Source organism: Sphingobium olei, from assembly GCF_042678845.1.
GTDB classification, from domain to species: domain Bacteria; phylum Pseudomonadota; class Alphaproteobacteria; order Sphingomonadales; family Sphingomonadaceae; genus Sphingobium; species Sphingobium olei.
The window spans coordinates 53,123-70,716 of sequence record NZ_JBHTLS010000123.1; the positions used below are offsets into that span (position 1 = coordinate 53,123).

15 protein-coding genes are annotated in these 17,594 nt (G+C 65.7%); 4 read left to right on the top strand and 11 right to left on the bottom strand.

What is annotated here, in order from left to right; genetic code table 11:
• Positions 1-46: 46 nt before the first annotated feature.
• From mmsB to ACFQ24_RS10740, 4 genes are all read right to left on the bottom strand, one after another.
• Entirely contained in the window at positions 47-931 is an 885-nt protein-coding gene (gene mmsB, locus ACFQ24_RS10725; protein ID WP_380911109.1) for a 3-hydroxyisobutyrate dehydrogenase, read from the bottom strand.
• A 125-nt stretch (positions 932-1,056) separates the two neighbouring features.
• Positions 1,057-2,115, bottom strand: a complete 1,059-nt coding sequence (locus ACFQ24_RS10730; protein WP_380911111.1) for an enoyl-CoA hydratase/isomerase family protein — start codon at positions 2,113-2,115, stop codon at positions 1,057-1,059.
• On the bottom strand, positions 2,112-3,254 hold the full coding sequence (locus ACFQ24_RS10735) for an acyl-CoA dehydrogenase family protein (RefSeq protein ID WP_380911113.1): 1,143 nt from the start codon (positions 3,252-3,254) through the stop codon (positions 2,112-2,114). Before ACFQ24_RS10735 ends, ACFQ24_RS10730 begins: the two co-directional genes overlap by 4 nt.
• A gap of 43 nt (positions 3,255-3,297) precedes the next feature.
• Positions 3,298-4,794, bottom strand: a complete 1,497-nt coding sequence (locus ACFQ24_RS10740; protein ID WP_380911115.1) for a CoA-acylating methylmalonate-semialdehyde dehydrogenase — start codon at positions 4,792-4,794, stop codon at positions 3,298-3,300.
• A 104-nt stretch (positions 4,795-4,898) separates the two neighbouring features.
• On the opposite strand from ACFQ24_RS10740, the gene ACFQ24_RS10745 reads away from it, so the two are divergent.
• Positions 4,899-5,777: a LysR substrate-binding domain-containing protein gene (locus ACFQ24_RS10745; RefSeq protein WP_380911117.1), complete on the top strand. Its 879-nt coding sequence runs from the start codon at positions 4,899-4,901 to the stop codon at positions 5,775-5,777.
• A 1-nt stretch (position 5,778) separates the two neighbouring features.
• Here the strand turns inward: ACFQ24_RS10745 and ACFQ24_RS10750 are convergent, their stop codons facing one another.
• From ACFQ24_RS10750 to ACFQ24_RS10775, 6 genes are all read right to left on the bottom strand, one after another.
• Positions 5,779-6,360: a TetR/AcrR family transcriptional regulator gene (locus ACFQ24_RS10750; RefSeq protein ID WP_380911119.1), complete on the bottom strand. Its 582-nt coding sequence runs from the start codon at positions 6,358-6,360 to the stop codon at positions 5,779-5,781.
• 31 nt (positions 6,361-6,391) lie between these two features.
• On the bottom strand, positions 6,392-7,234 hold the full coding sequence (locus ACFQ24_RS10755) for an HpcH/HpaI aldolase/citrate lyase family protein (RefSeq protein WP_380911121.1): 843 nt from the start codon (positions 7,232-7,234) through the stop codon (positions 6,392-6,394).
• Positions 7,231-7,683 (bottom strand): MaoC family dehydratase, encoded by a 453-nt coding sequence (locus ACFQ24_RS10760; protein WP_380911123.1) that lies wholly within the window; start codon positions 7,681-7,683, stop codon positions 7,231-7,233. The genes ACFQ24_RS10755 and ACFQ24_RS10760 overlap by 4 nt, the downstream gene beginning before the upstream one ends.
• Positions 7,684-7,814: 131 nt before the next feature.
• Positions 7,815-9,677 (bottom strand): acetyl/propionyl/methylcrotonyl-CoA carboxylase subunit alpha, encoded by a 1,863-nt coding sequence (locus tag ACFQ24_RS10765; protein ID WP_380911125.1) that lies wholly within the window; start codon positions 9,675-9,677, stop codon positions 7,815-7,817.
• A gap of 5 nt (positions 9,678-9,682) precedes the next feature.
• Entirely contained in the window at positions 9,683-11,284 is a 1,602-nt protein-coding gene (locus ACFQ24_RS10770; protein WP_380911127.1) for a carboxyl transferase domain-containing protein, read from the bottom strand.
• The gene (locus ACFQ24_RS10775; RefSeq protein ID WP_380911129.1) at positions 11,281-12,429 is read right to left on the bottom strand and encodes an isovaleryl-CoA dehydrogenase; all 1,149 of its coding nucleotides are present in this window, start codon (positions 12,427-12,429) and stop codon (positions 11,281-11,283) included. The genes ACFQ24_RS10770 and ACFQ24_RS10775 overlap by 4 nt, the downstream gene beginning before the upstream one ends.
• 119 nt (positions 12,430-12,548) lie before the next feature.
• Here ACFQ24_RS10775 and ACFQ24_RS10780 point away from each other — a divergent pair, with 119 nt between their 5' ends.
• The 3 genes from ACFQ24_RS10780 to ACFQ24_RS10790 all read left to right on the top strand — a co-directional run bounded on the left by ACFQ24_RS10780 (position 12,549) and on the right by ACFQ24_RS10790 (position 17,227).
• The gene (locus ACFQ24_RS10780) at positions 12,549-13,421 is read left to right on the top strand and encodes a LysR family transcriptional regulator (RefSeq protein WP_380911131.1); all 873 of its coding nucleotides are present in this window, start codon (positions 12,549-12,551) and stop codon (positions 13,419-13,421) included.
• 75 nt (positions 13,422-13,496) lie between these two features.
• Positions 13,497-15,080, top strand: a complete 1,584-nt coding sequence (locus ACFQ24_RS10785) for a Na+/H+ antiporter (RefSeq protein WP_380911133.1) — start codon at positions 13,497-13,499, stop codon at positions 15,078-15,080.
• 143 nt (positions 15,081-15,223) lie between these two features.
• A complete protein-coding gene (locus tag ACFQ24_RS10790; RefSeq protein WP_380911147.1) occupies positions 15,224-17,227 on the top strand; it encodes a TonB-dependent receptor in 2,004 nt (667 codons plus the stop codon).
• Positions 17,228-17,251: 24 nt separating this feature from the next.
• On the opposite strand, the gene ACFQ24_RS10795 is transcribed toward ACFQ24_RS10790, so the two are convergent.
• Positions 17,252-17,590 carry a response regulator gene (locus ACFQ24_RS10795; protein ID WP_380911149.1) on the bottom strand — a complete coding sequence of 113 codons (339 nt, stop codon included), beginning with the start codon at positions 17,588-17,590 and terminating at the stop codon, positions 17,252-17,254.
• Between the last annotated feature and the right edge of the window lie 4 nt (positions 17,591-17,594).

Consider the following 17,594-nt stretch of genomic DNA (forward strand, 5'->3'; position numbering starts at 1 on the left):
CCGGTTCAGCGTCCGGCGCAGGCGGAAGTTCCTTGGGAAGCGAGCTTCAGTTACCCTGAAGCAGCTTCATCATCACGGAAAAATCGCGTTCGCCCTCGCCCCGGTTGGCGAGCAGCTGGTAGAGCGCTTCGGCCGCATTGCCCATGGGTACGCTGGCCCCTGCTTGTGCGGCGGCCTGGGTCGCGAGCTTGAGATCCTTCAGCATCAACGCCACAGCGAACCCACCCTGATAGTCATTGTCAGACGGGCTTTGCGGGCCGACGCCCGGAACCGGGCAGTAGCTGGTCATCGACCAGCTCTGGCCCGAGGACACGCTGGAAATGTCGTAGAAGGTCTGCGGATCGAGGCCCAGCTTTTGCGCCATAGCGAAGGCTTCGCAGGTGGCGACCATCGTCGCGCCGAGCAGCATGTTGTTGCAGATCTTCGCCGCCTGCCCATTGCCCGCCGCGCCGGCATGGATCACCGCCTTGCCCATCGCCGACAGGATCGGCTGGGCGCGCGCGAACGCCTGATCGGACCCGCCGGCCATGAAAGTCAGCGTCCCACCCGCCGCCGCCGCGATGCCGCCGGAGACGGGCGCATCGACCATTGCAAAGCCTCGCGCCTCGGCCGCATCGATCACGCGCCGGGCGGTCGCGACATCGATGGTGGAGCAATCGAGGAACAGCGTGCCCGGTGCCGCCGCGCCGAAAACGGCGTCACTATAGACCGATTCCACATGGGCGCCGGCCGGCAACATGGTCACGACGGCATCCACCCCGGCAGCGGCTTCCGCCGCGCTGGCGCAGGCGGTCGCCCCTGCCTCCACCGCGCGTCGCAACGCATCCTCGGAAAGGTCGAAGGCACGCACCGCGTAGCCATTCTTGAGCAGGTTGGCGGCCATCCCGCCCCCCATATTGCCGAGGCCGATGAAGCCGATGGTGGACGTCATGTCTGGGATCCTCTTCCGCTTAACTTCGCATATTTCCCGCAGATTTTGACATTTTGTTGCGTCGCCCTGATCCTATCGGAAAGTGGGGCGCCCATTATCGTCACGCGCCGCCTGATAGGACAGGATCAGCCAGCGCCTGCCAGTTCCGGCAACGGCGTCCAGCGATCCGGCCGCTCGGCGAAGATGGCATCGAGCATTTCGTCGCTCACTGCCTCCAGCGTCGCCGGCTGCCATTTAGGGCTGTTGTCCTTGTCGATGATGACAGCGCGCACGCCTTCCACGAAATCGGGTCGGCGGATGACGGCGCGGGCAAGATCATATTCCATCGCCATATTGTCGGCGAAGCTGGTCATGCCAGCGCCAAGAGCCAGTTGGCGCAAAGCCACCTTGATGGTCTGGGGGGATTTGCCGGCAATTGTCTCAAGCTGCTGCGCCGCCCATGCGCCGCCGTCGGCGCGCAAGGCGGCGACGATCGCCTCCGCCCGGTCGGACGCGAACAAGCGGTCGATGTCGGCGCTATGCTCCGCCAGTTTGGATACGGGTGGCGGCGCCGCATTTTCGTCCAATATCTCGCCGATGCCCAGCGGATCGGCGAGGATGCGGGCCTTCACCGCGTCCAGCCGGTCGGATGCGAGATATTGGGTGGCGATGCCCGCCGCGACGCAGTCCGCACCGTCAATGCGCGCGCCCGTGACCGCCAGCCAAGCGCCCACCCGGCCAGGCAGCCTTGGCAGGAACCAGCCGCCGCCGACATCGGGGAAAAGGCCGATGCCGGTTTCCGGCATGGCGAAGATCGTCCGTTCGGTCGCGACCCGGAACCCCGCGGGCATGGATAGCCCGACACCGCCGCCCATGACGATGCCGTCGATGAAGGCGACGATCGGCTTTTCATAGACGAACAGCAGATGATTCATCCGATATTCGGCATGGAAGAAGGCTTCGGCTTCGACGCAGTCGGCCTTTGCGCTCGCGGCGATCATCGCGATGTCGCCGCCCGCGCAGAAGCCCCGCCCTTCTGCATGATCGATCATCACCGCGCTTATCGCCGCATCCTCTCGCCAGTCGAGCAGGGCGGCGGTGATCGCCTGGCACATGGGGAGCGTAAGCGCGTGGAGCGCCTTCGGACGATTGAGGCGGATGCGGCCGATGCCGTTTTCGACATATGTCAGCACATCCTGCGTCATTGCCGCAGCATGTCCCGGGCGACGATCATGCGCATGACCTGGTTGGTGCCTTCCAGGATCGAATGGACGCGCAGGTCGCGCCAGAAGCGTTCGATCGGATAATCCATCAGATAGCCATAGCCGCCGTGGAGTTGCAGCGCGCGGTCGACCACGGACGATCCGGTGTCGGTCGCGAGACGCTTGGCCATGGCGGCGAAGCGGGTCTTGTCAGGTGCATTGTCCGTCACCTTGACGGCAGCGGCGTAGAGCAGGGTGCGGGCGGCCTGAAGCTCCGTCTCCATGTCGGCCAGCATGAACTGGGTGTTCTGGAATTCGGCAATCGCCTGGCCGAACTGCCTGCGGTCCTTGGTGTAGCGGACGGCTTCATCAATGCAGCGTTGCGCGCCGCCCAGCGAGCAGGCGCCGATGTTAAGGCGGCCGCCGTCGAGGCCCATCATCGCGATGCTGAACCCCTGCCCTTCGCCGCCGACCAGATTTTCGACCGGAACGCGTACCCCGTCAAAATTGACCTGCGCGGTTGGCTGCGAATGCCAGCCGAGCTTGCGTTCAGGGGCGCCGAAGCTCACACCCGGCATGTCCTTTTGGATGACGAGACAGCTGATGCCCTTCGGCCCCTCCTCCCCGGTGCGGACCATCACGACATAGATGTCATTTTCGCCGCCACCCGAAATGAACTGCTTGGAGCCGGTGACGACATAATGGTCGCCGTCCCGCGCCGCCCGCGTTTTGAGCGCGGCGGCGTCCGATCCCGATCCCGCTTCGGTCAGGCAATAGCTGCCGATCCGGTCCATCGGCACCATGGACGGAAGATATTTGTCCTTGAGGCTCTGGCTGCCGAAGCGGTCGATCATCCATGACGCCATGTTGTGGATCGAGATGAAGGCGCTGGTAGACGGACAGCCATAGGCCATCGCCTCCATGATGAGCGCCGCTTCCAGCCGGCCGAGGCCGATGCCGCCCGACGCTTCCGAGACATAGATGCCGCCGAAGCCCAGCTCCGCCGCCGCGCGGATCGTGTCGCGCGGGAAGATATGCTTCTCGTCCCACTCGGCGGCGAAGGGCGTGATGGCGTCGGCGGTGAAACGCCGCGCCATCTCCTGAATGGCGCGCTGATCTTCGGTCAGGTCGAACTGGGTCATGGCCTTGTGTGTCTCAATGAAGGGGAATGGCGCTCCGCCTCTATCATCCCATGGTTGGAATGACGAACGCGTTGCCACCGTCGGCCGCTCCATCGGGCCAGCGCTGAGTGATCGTCTTGACCTTGGTCCAGAATTTGACGCCTTCCATGCCATGCTGGTTGGTGTCGCCGAAAGCCGAGCGCTTCCACCCGCCGAAGCTGTGGTAGGCGACCGGCACCGGGATCGGCACGTTAATGCCCACCATGCCGACATTGACGCGCGCGGCGAATTCGCGGGCGGCGTGGCCGTTGCGGGTGAATATCGCGACGCCGTTGCCATATTGATGCTGGCTGGGAAGCGCGAGCGCTTCCTCGAAGCTGTCGGCGCGGACCATCTGAAGGACAGGGCCGAAAATCTCTTCCTGATAGGAGCGCATGGTCGGCTTCACATGGTCGAACAGCGTCGGGCCGACGAAGAAGCCGTCCTCATGCCCCTGGAGCGTAAAGCCCCGGCCATCGACCACCAGTTCCGCGCCTTCATCCACGCCCATCTGGATGTAGCTTTCGATTTTTTGCTTGTGCGCGGCGGTGACGACCGGGCCGTAATGGGCTTCGGGGTCGGTGGAGACACCCACCCGAAGCGCTTCGATCGCCGGGATGAGCTTTTCACGGAGCGCGGTTGCCGTTTTCTCGCCCACCGGCGCGACGACCGGCAGCGCCATGCAGCGCTCGCCCGCCGAACCGAAGGCCGCACCGGCGAGATCGTTCACCACCTGGTCGAGATCGGCGTCGGGCATGACGATGCCGTGATTCTTCGCGCCGCCCATCGCCTGCACGCGCTTGCCATTGTCGACGCCCCGCTTGTAGACATAATGAGCGATGTCGGACGAGCCGACGAAGCTGATCGCGCCGATGTCCGGATGGTCGAGGATGGCGTCCACCATCTCCTTGTCGCCCTGCACCACTTGAAGGATGCCTTCGGGCAGGCCCGCTTCCAGGAACAGTTCGGCGAGGCGCACCGGAACCGAAGGGTCGCGTTCCGACGGTTTCAGGATGAAGGCATTGCCGGTCGCGATCGCCACGCCCGACATCCAGAGCGGGATCATGCCGGGGAAGTTGAAGGGCGTGATGCCCGCGCCGATGCCGATCGGCTGGCGGAAGGAATAGACGTCGATGCCCGGCCCGGCACCCTGCGTGTATTCACCTTTCAAAACATGGGGGATGCCGCAGCAGAATTCGATGACTTCCAGACCGCGCTGGATATCCCCCTTCGAGTCCGCAATCACCTTGCCATGTTCGGAACTGAGCAGATGCGCCAGTTCGTCCATATGCGCTTCGACCAGCGCCTTGAAGGTGAACATGACGCGGGCGCGGCGCTGCGGATTGACGGCGGCCCAGGCGGGCTGCGCCTTCTTCGCGGCTGCGACCGCGCTATCCAGGAGCGCCGCGTCGCCCAGCGCCACGCGCGCCTGCACCGTGCCGCTGTTGGGATCGAACACATCGGCGTAGCGAGCCGCCAATCCTTCATGCGGGAAAGCGAGCTTGTGGGAAATGTCGCGCATAAATGGGGCCTCTCCGATGCTTTCCATCATCATGAACTGCCGCGTAATTGCATTCAACCTCTCATTTGTGCAGAAATGCCATGCAATTATGCAGGGATATATCGATGTTCGACTGGGACGATCTGCGCATATTCCTTGCCGTGGCGCGGGCACGCAGAGTGGCCCCCGCGGCGCGGGCGCTGGGGATCGACGCCACCACCATCGCGCGCCGCCTGAACCGGCTGAGCGACGCGCTGGACGCGCAGCTGTTCGAGCAGGTCGGCGGCGAGCGCGTCCTGACGCAGCATGGCCTGGCGCTGATGGAACATGCCGAACAGGCCGAAGGCGCGGCGATGGCGGCCATGGCGGAGGTGCGGGGCGAGAGGCACAGCCTGAACGGCCATGTGCGCCTGTCCGTCGCGGAAGGCTTTGGAACCTGGATCCTTGCGCCTGCCCTGCCCCGCTTTCACGTCGATCATCCCGGCATAAGGCTGGACCTGATCACGGCCTCCGGCTTCCTCAACCCGTCCAAACGGGAGGCGGACATGGCCGTGATGCTGGCGCGCCCGCAGCGCGGCGACCTGCATGTCCGGAAACTCGCCGACTATCGGCTGCATCTTTATGCCAGCCATGCCTATGTGCAGGCGCGCGGTGCGCCGGCCCATGCAGAAGAGCTTCGGCGTCACGCGCTGGTCGGCTATGTGCCCGAATTCCTCTTTTCGCCCGAACTCGACTATCTTGATGAGGTCCACGCCGAGCTGGAAGCGTCGTTGCGATCGAGCAGCATCGGCATCCAGCGACGGCTGGTGGCGGAGGGTGCAGGAATCGGCGTGCTGCCCGACTTCATGGCGAGGGGGGATGACGATCTGGTGCGCATTCTGCCGGACCAGGTCGAAATCCAGCGCAGCTTCTGGCTGGTGACGCACAGCGATCTGATCAAGCTCGCCCGGATCGCCGCGGTCTCCGCCATGCTGCGCGATCGGGCGGCGGAGGTGCTGGGATAGGCTATTCGTGGCGGAAGACGGAGACGATCTGCGCCGCGATCTGCGGCACGGACAGTCGGCCGGGCCGATACCAGTCCACCGCCGTATTGAGCTGCGACAGGAGCAGCGTGCGATAGATCGACCGGTCGATATGCGATGGCAGAGGGAGTGCATCGACCAGCGCGCGGAACATATCCTCGAATCGATCGCGGCGGGCGATCAGCTGCACGCGTACCGCATCGGACACCGCGCGGAAGTCGTTCATCATCGGCATGGTCAGCGAATCTGGCGCAAGCTGGATGTCAAGGAGGGTGGCGCATGCCGCTTCCAGCCGCGCCCACGGTTCGGTTTGCACAGCGACGGCAGCTTCGATCCGCACCTGCGCGGCGTCGAGAGCCGCGTCGTGCAGTTCGACGAACAGGGCGTCCTTCGACTTGATATGATGATAGAGGGAGCCGCCAAGCACGCCGGCCTGTTCGCCGATGTCGCGCATCGACGTGCCGCCATAGCCCTTTCGCGCGAAAAGCCGGGCAGCAATCTCCAATATCTCGCGGCGGCGGCTGGAACCGTCATCGGGTTGCGGTCTGGCGGCGTTGCTCATCATCCATGCCGCTAGCACAAGCGAGGCGCCAAGATCACCTGCTTCGTGCGGCCTGCGCGACGATGCGCCGCGCCTGCACCAGGTGGGGCCGGTCGATCATGCGACCATCGACCTTCAGCGCGCCGGCTCCGGGATTTGCAGCGAACGCGTCAATCACCGCGCGGGCATGGGCGATTTCGGTGTCGGAGGGAGTGAAGCCGGCGTTGATGATAGCAACCTGTGCGGGGTGGATGGCCATCATCGCGGTGAAGCCGTCCCGCCGTGCGCGGGCGACATACGCACCGAGATCGTCCGGCGCATCGATGCGGGGGAAGACGGTTTCGATCGCGGGTGCCCCGGCGGCATGGGCCGCGAAGAGGGCGAGGCTGCGCACCATCTCATAGGGCGGCGTGTAGCGGCCGCCCTCCTCGCGCGCGGTCGCCGCGCCGATGGCGGCGGGGAGGTCTTCCGCCCCCCAGGTGAGGCCCGCGAGAAGCGCCGACACCTCGGCATAGCTGCCAAGCTGGAAGAGGGCGGCGGGGGTTTCGGTGGCGATGGGAAGAATGGGTGGCGCGGCGCTGCCAGCGAGGGCGAGGAGCGCGCGGACGCTCGCCGCGCCCTCGGCCTTGGGCAGGACGAGGCCGTCGGGATTGCGGGGAAGGATGGCGGCGAGGTCCGCGTCCGTCAGGCCGCTGTCGAGCGGATTCACTCGGACGAAGGCAGGGATTGCCCGGTTCTGTGCCAGCCAGTCGGCGACGGCGGCGCGTCCTTCCGCCTTTCGTTCGGGCGCGACGCTGTCTTCCAGGTCGAGGATCAACGCATCCGCGCCGCTCGCCGCCGCCTTGGCGAAGCGGTCAGGTCGGTCGGCCGGCACGAAGAGCAGCGAACGCAGGCTCATGCGTCGGATCGCTTGAGGAGGGCCGTGCGCAGGCACTGGCAGACGATCTGGTCGCGCTGGTTCAGCAGCCGGTGGGTGAAGGTGACGATGCCGGCGGTGGGGCGCGACTTGCTGGCTTTGAGGTCCGTCACTTCGGTTTCGCAGCGCAGCGTGTCCCCGATGAAGACAGGGTTGGGCATGACCAGCTTGTCGTAGCCCAGATTGGCGACGAGCGTGCCGAGCGTCGTGTCGCCGACCGAGAGTCCCACCATCAGCGCGAAAGTGAAGGTGCCGTTGACGAGGATCTGCCCAAACTCGCTCGCCCTCGCCGCTTCCGCGTCAAGGTGCAATGGCTGGGGATTGTGGGTCATTGTCGTGAAGAGGAGATTGTCCGTCTCCGTGACGGTACGGCGGATGTCGTGGGCGATGCTGTCGCCGATCCGCCATTGGTCGAAATATCTGCCTGCCACCGCGCCTGCCCTCTTAACTTCGCACATTTCCCGTAGATTTTGACATTTCATGTCCGGGAAGCGACATTTAGGTTCCTACTCCGCAAGACCGGCATCGCCATTTTACCTTTCCAGCGTGGCGATAGGATAGGCTAGTCCGCCTTCTCGATCTTCGCCAGCAGCGCGCCTTCGCTGACCTGCCCGCCCTGGGCCGCGTTCAGTTCCGCCACGGTGCCGTCAAAGGGCGCGACGAGGCTGTGCTCCATCTTCATGGCTTCAAGGGTGAGGAGCTTCTGCCCCTTCGTCACGGCGTCCCCCTGCCCCACCGCTACCGCTATGACGCGGCCCGGCATGGGCGAGAGGATCGCGCCGTCGGAGGCTGCACCGGTGGCACCGCCTGAACCGCGCAACGGTCCTATGCGCCAGGTCTGCCCTTCCTCCGTCCAGAACATCTCTGTCGGCGGATCGACTGGGCCGGCGAGCGACTTCTGCTCCACATAGTCGTGGAGCGGCATGTGCGCGGTCCTAATCTTGCCGTTGACGGTCAGTGCGACCTCCTGCCGGGGCGGGGCGTTCAGCCGGAAGCCAGCCAGCGATTGCCGGCCATACCGAGCAGCGGCATCGGACAGCAGATCGTCCGAAGCTGCGTCCGGCGGCATCAGCCTGTCGCCTGCGCGCTCGATCAGCCCGGTGTCCACCGATCCGGCGACGAAATCCGGATGATCCAGCAGGTTCATGAGGAAAGCGGCGTTGGTGCGCACCGGCCAGATGACGCTGTCGTTGAGGGCGCGGACGAGATCCTCGCGTGCGCCTTCGCGGTCGCTCCGGTGCGCGATCATCTTGGCGATCATCGGGTCGTAGTGCGGCGAGATGGTCGCCCCCTGATAGACGCCCTTGTCGATACGGACGCTGCCATCGAGCTCGAACTGCTCCAGCCGCCCGGTGCTCGGCAGGAAGCCCTTGGCCGGGTCTTCGGCGTAGAGGCGCGCTTCGACGGCGTGGCCGTTGATCGAGAGTTCATGCTGCTTCTTGGGAAGCGGCTCGCCCGAGGCGACGCGGAGTTGCCATTCGACGAGATCGACGCCGGTGATCTCCTCCGTCACCGGATGCTCGACCTGGAGCCTCGTGTTCATTTCCATGAACCAGACGCGGTCGGGCTTGATGAAGCCGGCCGAGCCATCGGCGATGAATTCGATCGTGCCCGCTCCGACATAGTCGACTGCCTTCGCCGCACGAACGGCGGCGTCGCAGATGGCGGCGCGGGTGAATTCGGTCATGCCGGGCGCGGGGGCTTCCTCGATCACCTTCTGGTGGCGGCGCTGGAGCGAGCAGTCGCGTTCGAACAGATGGACGATATTGCCATGGGTGTCACCGAAGACCTGCACCTCGACATGGCGCGGGTTGGTGATGTATTTTTCGAGCAGTACCGCGTCGTTGCCGAAGCTGGACGCCGCCTCGCGCCGGCAGGAGGCGAGCGCTTCGGCGAAATCTTCTGCCGCATCGACCTTCCGCATCCCCTTGCCGCCGCCGCCCGCGACCGCCTTGATCAGGATGGGGTAGCCGATGGCGTCCGCTTCGGCCTTCAGGCGGCCCAAGCTCTGGTCCTCGCCCAGATAACCGGGTGTGGTGGGAACGCCAGCGTCTTGCATGAGCTTCTTGGCGGCGTCCTTCAAACCCATGGCGCGGATGCTGTCAGGGCGCGGGCCGACCCAGATCAGCCCGGCGTCGATCACCGCCTGCGCGAAATCGGCATTTTCGGACAGGAAGCCGTAGCCTGGATGGATCGCCTGCGCGCCGGCGGCTTTTGCGGCGGCGATGATCTTGTCGCCTACGAGATAGCTTTCCCGCGCGGGCGACGGTCCGATATGCACCGCCTCGTCAGCGGAGCGGACATGGAGCGCCCGCGCGTCGGCGGCCGAATAGACGGCGACGGTGCGAACGCCCAACGCTCGCGCGGTGCGGATGATGCGGCACGCGATCTCGCCGCGATTGGCGATGAGGAGTGATTCGATCATGACCCTTACATCCTGAAGATGCCGAACTGCGCGCGATCGTCGATCGGGGCGTTCAACGTGGCGGCGAAGGCGAGGCCGAGGACGTCGCGGGTCTGGGCCGGGTCGATGACGCCGTCGTCCCACAGACGGGCGGTGGCGTAATAGGGGTTGCCCTCGTCCTCGAAGCGCTGGCGGATGGGGGCCTTGAAGGCTTCGGCCTGCTCCGGCGTCCAGTGGGCGGCATCGCGGTTGACGGTGGCGAGCACGCTCGCCGCCTGTTCGCCGCCCATCACCGATATGCGGCTGTTGGGCCAGGTGAAGAGGAAGCGTGGGCCATAGGCGCGCCCGCACATTCCGTAATTGCCCGCGCCGAAGCTGCCGCCGATCAGGACGGTGATCTTGGGCACCTGCGCGGTGGCGACGGCGGTGACGAGCTTCGCGCCGTTCTTGGCGATGCCCTCCGCCTCATATTTGCCGCCGACCATGAAGCCGGAGATGTTCTGAAGGAACAGCAGGGGCACGCGCCGCTGGCAGGCGAGTTCGATGAAATGCGCGCCCTTGACCGCGCTTTCGCTGAACAGCACGCCGTTGTTGGCGAGGATGGCGACCGGCATCCCCCAGATGTGCGCGAAGCCGCAGACAAGCGTGGTGCCATAGAGCGCCTTGAACTCGTGGAATTCGCTGCCGTCGACGATGCGGGCGATGACTTCGCGCACGTCATAGGGCGCCCGCACATCCTGCGGCACGATGCCGTAGAGGTCGCTTGCGTCGTAGAGCGGCGGGCGGGGATCGCGCAGGTTCACGTCCGGTGTGCGGTCGGGCTGGAGCGTCGAGACGATGTCTCTCACGATGGTGAGAGCATGGTCGTCATTCTCGGCGACATGATCGACGACGCCCGATTTGCGGCCATGGAGGTCGCCGCCGCCCAGATCCTCCGCGCTGATGACCTCGCCCGTCGCCGCCTGCACCAACGGCGGGCCGGCGAGGAAGATGGTGCCCTGGTTGCGGACGATCACGCTTTCGTCGCACATGGCGGGCACGTATGCGCCGCCTGCCGTGCAGCTGCCCATGACGCAGGCGATCTGGGGGATGCCGCGCGCGCTCATCTGCGCCTGATTGTAGAAGATGCGGCCGAAATGGTCGCGGTCGGGAAAGACCTCCGCCTGATTGGGGAGGTTCGCGCCGCCGCTGTCGACCAGATAGACGCAGGGCAGCCGGTTTTCGAGCGCGATCTCCTGCGCGCGCAGATGCTTCTTGACCGTTAGCGGGAAATAGGTGCCGCCCTTCACCGTCGCGTCGTTGCAGGCGATCATCACTTGCCGCCCTGAAACGCGACCGATGCCCGCGACGATGCCCGCGCCGGGCACTTCATCGCCATAGAGGCCGTTGCCGGCGAGCTGACCGACTTCGAGGAAGGGGCTGCCAGGATCGAGCAGCCGCTCTACGCGGTCGCGGGGGAGCAGCTTGCCGCGCGCGACATGCTTGTCCCGCGCGCTGCCCGACCCACCGCGCGCCGCCGCCGCGACCTTGGCGCGCAGTTCCTCGGCAAGGGTGCGATTGTGCGCGGCGTTGGCGCGGAAGGTCTCGTCGTCCGGCGAGAGCTTGGTGTCGAGGACTGGTCCGCTCATGCGCCGATCAACTCCCGGCCGATCAGCATGCGGCGGATCTCGTTGGTGCCAGCGCCGATGTCGAGCAGCTTGCCATCCCTCATATAGCGTTCCACCGGCCAGTCCTTTGTATAGCCTGCGCCGCCCAAGGCCTGCACCGCCTCAAGCGCCACCTTCATCGCGTTCTCGCTCGCCAGCAGGATCGCGCCCGCCGCGTCGAAGCGGGTGGTTCTGCCGGCGTCGCAGGCCTTCGCCACCGCATAGACATAGGCGCGCGCGCTGTTGAGCGCGACATACATGTCGGCGACCTTGGCCTGCATCAGCTGGAACGCGCCGATGGGCTTGCCGAACTGCCGGCGCTCGCGGACATAGGGCAGCACCACGTCGAGGCAGGCCTGCATGAGCCCGAGCTGGATGCCGGCGAGCACGGTGCGCTCATAGTCGAGGCCGCTCATCAGCACGCCCGCGCCGCCGTTCAGCGGCCCCATGATATTCTCCTCCGGCACCTCGCAATCGTCGAACACCAGTTCGGCGGTGGGGGAGCCGCGCATACCCATCTTGTCGATCTTCTGCCCGATGGAGAAGCCCTTCATCTCCTTCTCGATCAGGAAGGTGGTGACGCCCTTGGACCCCTCCCCCGTCTTGGCATAGACGACCAGCGTGTCGGCATAGGGCGCGTTTGTGATCCAATATTTGGTGCCGTTGAGCACATAGCGGTCGCCATGCTTTTCCGCGCGCAGCTTCATCGAAATGACGTCCGATCCCGCACCCGCTTCCGACATGGCGAGCGAGCCGACATGCTCGCCGGAAATGAGCTTGGGCAGATATTTCGCCTTCTGCGCCTCATTGCCCCAGCGGCGAATCTGGTTGACGCAGAGATTGGAGTGCGCGCCATAGGAGAGGCCGATGGAAGCGGACGCGCGGGCGACCTCCTCCTGCGCCACGACATGCTCCAGATAGCCGAGGCCGAGGCCGCCCCATTGCTCCTCTACCGTGATTGCGTGGAGGCCGAGTTCGCCCATGGCGGGCCAGAGTTCGTCCCGCGGGAACCAGTCCTTCGCGTCGATTTCGGCAGCGAGGGGCGCGATCCGATCGGCGGCGAAGCGCGCCGTGCTTTCCCGGATCATATCGGCGGCTTCACCGAGCGCGAAATCGAAATCGGTCATGGCGTCTCTCCTGTTCCGCCCCATGTAGCCGATCCGAGCCCACAGGAAAAATTGAACTTCCGGCAAGGACTATATAGATGCCATCTATTCACCGTCGCTGCTTGTAAGGCTCCTGGTCAATGCTGGACCGCTATCTGCTCCGCTATTTCCTGGCCGTGGTCGACCAAGGCAATTTTTCGCGCGCGGCGAGCCATTGCAATGTATCGCAGCCCACCCTCTCCGTCGGCATCGCGAAACTGGAACGGACTTTGGGCACGCCCTTGTTCATCCGGTCCAACCAGCGCGTGGAATTGACGGAGACAGGCACCCGCTTCCTGTCCCATGCGCGCCGGATAGAGCAGGCGTTCAACGCAGCGATGCAGGGCATGGGCGTTGGCGACGGGCGGTCCTCCTTGCGCCTAGGGATATTGTCGAGCGTCCCCGGCAAGATCGTTGCCGATGCGGTGGCGGCGAGCCGGCCCGGCCGTGACAGCCGGTTCGAGATGCTGTTCGGCAGCGAGCGGGAACTGACGGGCCATCTGGCCAAGGGACGCATCGACGTTGCGTTGACGCTGGTCGGCCGTGGCGGCGACCGCTTCCTGGAAAAGTCGGTGCGCAGCGAAGGCTATGCGCTCGCAATGTCCGTCCGCCATCCTCTGGCCGACCGGCCGTCGATCAGCGCGGACCGGCTGGGCGGAGAGGTGATGATCGTGCGGCGGCATTGCGAGGCGCTGTCCGAAACCAGCCGCTTCTTCACGGAACGCGGCGTGCGGCCGCATTTCGCGCTGCGCTCCACCAATGACGATCAGGTGATGCAGATGGTGAGCGCCGGCCTTGGCATCACCGTCATGCCGCGCAGCTTCCAAGCGGACGGGATGGCGCGCCCGGCGCTGGCGGGCTTCGACCTGGTCCGCACCCTGGGCTGGGCAGCGACGCAGGACGCGGAGACGATGCTGCACACCCCTGCCCCGTTCATGCTGGAAATGGAGCGCCGCTTCGCCGGCGGGCCATAGCTCCAAAGATCGGCAACCAAGGATAGATCGGCGCACGCTGGCGCGCTAAGGATCTGGAACAAGGGGGATTACCGCATGGACGCGCTGCAGATGTTCGAACTGGTGATCGTCATGTTGCTGGCGATCATCCTGCTGCACTTCGTTGCGCACAAGCTGGGCCTGCCACCCGCCGTCGCGCTGCTGACAGGCGGGGCGCTCTTCGCCTTCGTGCCCGGCCTGCCGGTCATATCGCTCGATCCCGAACTGGTGCTCGTCATATTCCTGCCGCCGCTGTTGATGGATGGGGCCTGGTTCATCGCGCTGCGCCACCTGCAGCGGCACATGCTGGGCATAGCGGGACTGGCGGTCGGAGCGGTGATCTTCACCACGGCGGTGGTCGCGCTCGTGGCGCATTGGCTGATCCCGTCCCTTCCCATCGCGGCTTGCGCCGCGCTCGGCGCGATCGTCTCGCCGCCTGATGCGGTATCGGCGCGCGCCGTATTGCAGCGGGTCAAGCTGCCCAGACGGCTGTCGATCCTGCTGGAGGGCGAAAGCCTGTTCAACGACGCCAGCGGCCTCGTCCTTTTCCGGTTCGCCGTGGCGGCAGGCGTCACTGGCGCGTTCAGCATGGTCAGCGCGCTGGAGAGTTTTGCGCTGCTGGCGATCGGCGGCGCTGTCGTGGGGGCAGCGGTCGGCGCGGCCTGGGTGCTGCTCGCGCCCAGGCTGGACGACAAATATCTGATGATCGCCTCGTCCCTGCTAGCACCCTGGGCATCCTACCTGCTGGCGGAAAGCGGCCATTTGTCGGGCGTGATCGCGACCGTTACCACCGGCCTCATCTGCGGCTGGTATCAGCATGTCGTGTTTACGGCGACGGTGCGGATGAACGGCACCGCTTTCTGGGCGGTGATGATATTCCTGATGGAGGCGTTCGTCTTCCTGCTGATCGGATCGTCGCTGCGCGGCGTGATCGATCGCGTCGGCGGCTTCGACCTGGTGCTGCAGGAGATGACAGGGCCGGTGCTGGCGATCCTTGGCGCGCTGATCGTCGCGCGCTTCCTCTGGGTATTCGGGTCAGACGCGCTGATCGGGCTGTTGCGTGCCATGGGCCTCAAACGATACCGCCCGATCGGACCGCGCGGCGCGACGGTGCTGGCATGGGCAGGCATGCGGGGCGTGGTAACGCTGGCGGTGGCGCTCAGTGTACCGGAGGGCTTCCCCGGCCGCGACTTCATCCTGGTCACGGCCTTTGCCGTCATCATCGGCACGGTGCTGATCCAGGGCATGTCGTTGGGCGCGGTGATAAAGCTGGTGCGGCTGGAGGAAAGCGAGGCCGACCGGCCGCGCATGACGATGAGCGAGGCGGAAGCGGCGATGGCACGGGCGCAGCTGAAGGTGGTGGAAGTCCATGCCCGCGATGCGAACGGCACCGTCATTCACCCTCGCCTGCTGGACCGCTATCAGCGCCAAGCCTCCATCGCCACATCCTATGCCGGGCAGGAGGCGCAGTTCGCCGACCAGTTGCATGCGCATTTCGACCTGATCCTCAAAGCCGTCGCGGCCGGGCGCAAGGAGTTGCTGCGCCTGCATCGCAGCGGCGACATCGACGAGGATACGCTGCACGAGCTGGAACGCGACCTGGACCTGGAGGAACTGAGCGCGCTCTCCGCCAAGGCCTGATCGCGCAAGTCTCGGGTAACCTGCATCAACATGGCTGCGTTGCGGACAACGTTGCCGCGCCTTTCCATTTGCAATCCCGATGCAAAATTCCGATGGGAGGCCAAACAAGAGGGGTTGCCGTGAGAAATCTGTTCGTTCCCGCCATGATGTTGGCCGCGCCCGCCGCTGCGGTCGCCCAGACACCCGACGACGCCCCGGAAAGCGCCGCGATCGTGGTGACCGGCGCGGGCCTCCCCCTTCCCCCAGGCACGCCAGCCTATGGGTCGGTCGTCATCCCGCGCGAACGGCTGATGGACAGCGCGTCCGGGCGGATCGAGAATTTATTGGGTGACGTCGCCGGCTTTCAGCAGTTCCGGCGCTCCGACAGCCGCTCCTCCAATCCCTCCAACCAGGGCGCGACGCTGCGTGCGCTTGGCGGCAACGCGTCCAGCCGGACGCTCGTGCTGCTCGACGGCGTGCCGGTGGCCGATCCCTTCTTTGGCTACATCCCCTTCAGCGCGCTGGTTCCCGACCGGCTGAGCGTGGTGCGGGTGACGCGCGGCGGCGGCATCGGCGCGTTCGGGGCGGGCGCGGTCGCCGGCACCATAGAACTGGCGAGCGCGACGCGCGACCAGCTGCCCGGCTTGTCCGCCAGCGCCTTCTACGGCAGCCGGGACGCGACCGAACTGTCGGCCGGGCTGACGCAGGATCTGGGCGGCGGCTATGTGTCGGTTTCAGGACGGTGGGACCGGGGTGACGGCTTCCAGACGACGCCGGAGGATCAACGAGTCGCCGCCACGGTGCCCGCCGCCTATGATGGCTGGTCAACGAACCTGCGCGCCGTCGCCCCCCTGTCCGCCACGTCCGAATTGCAGGTTCGTGCCACCTTGTTCGAGGATCGGCGCACGTTGCGCTTCGCAGGCGCGGACAGCATGAGCCAGGGGCAGGATGCCAGCATCCGCTACATCAGTCGTGGGGCCTGGCAGATCGACGCGCTCGCCTATCTTCAGGCGCGCAACTTCTCGAACATCGTCATTTCCTCCAACGCCCCGTTCCGCAAGTCGCTGGACCAGCGCAACACGCCCTCCACGGGCATCGGCGGCAAGATCGAGCTGCGCCCGCCGGTCGGTGCCGCGCATCTGCTGCGGCTGGGCGTCGATACGCGGTTCGCCACGGGCGACATGTATGAGGATGCCTATAACGCCAATGTCGCGGCCAACCCCCGCACCTTCCTGCGCCATGCCGGGGGGGAGCAATGGACGCGCGGGCTCTTCTTCGAGGATGACTGGACGCCCGAGGCGCTGGGCGGCAAGCTGGTGCTGACGGGCGGCGCGCGGGCCGACCGCTGGTCGATCCGGGGCGGCTTCTACGATCAGGTGAACGCCGCGACCGGCGCAGCGACGGAAACCCGCTTTGCCGACCGGTCGGATTGGGCCTTTTCGGGCCGGGCAGGCCTGCTCTACCACGCGAGTACCGCCGTCGCGGTGCGCGCATCCGCCTATAGCGGGTTTCGCCTGCCTACGCTCAACGAACTCTACCGCCCGTTCGTGGTCTTCCCGATCACGACCCAGGCCAACGACCGATTGAACCCCGAAAAGCTGAAAGGCGCGGAAGCCGGGATCGATTTAACGCCCGCCCCCGGCGTGACGCTGTCGGCAACCGGTTTCTACAACCGCCTGGACGATGCCATTGCCAATGTCACGCTCACCGCCACCACGCGGCGACGGCAGAATGTCCAGCGGATCGTCGCCAAGGGGATCGAACTGACGGCGGCGGCCCGCATGGGTGACGTCAGCCTTTCCGCCTCCTACGCCTATAGCGACAGCAGCGTCCGGGCGCCCGGAACCGCGCTGGACGGAATGCGCCCCGCGCAGGTGCCCCGGCATATGGCGAGCGCCACGCTGGGCTATGCGCCGGTCAACGGCCCGTCCTTGTCGGGCACCGTCCGCTATGTCGGGCGGCAATATGAAGATGACCTGCAAAGCGACGTCCTGCCCGATGCGTTGACCGTGGACGCGGTCGCCCGCCTGCCCGTTGGCCGCAGTGTCAGCCTGGTGGCCAGAGGCGAAAATCTGTTCGACGAACGGGTCGTCACCCGCAATGCGGGGGGATCGATCGACCTCGGCACGCCCCGTACCCTCTGGATCGGGATCAGCTGGCGGGGGTGACGAATTGAAGCGATCGGCGCCGCATCACTCCTCCAGCAAATCCGCGATCGTCGCCTTCAGCTTCGAGGGGGAGCAGGGCTTGCCGCAGACGGCCGCGCTCGGATAACGCGTGCGCAGGATATGTGCATCCGCATGACCTGAATGAAAAACCAGCGGAATGCCGGCCTCTTGCAACAGGTCGGCGGCCGGGTAGACTTCCCCATCCTGCAACTGCACGTCCAGCACCGCGCAGGCGGGCAGCTGCCGATCGACCGCCCGAAGGGCCTCGGCGACCGAAACATAGGGACCATCGACGGCAAAGCCGGCCGCTTCGATGATGTCCTGAACATCGAAGGCAACGAGCAGTTCGTCCTCCACGAGCATCACG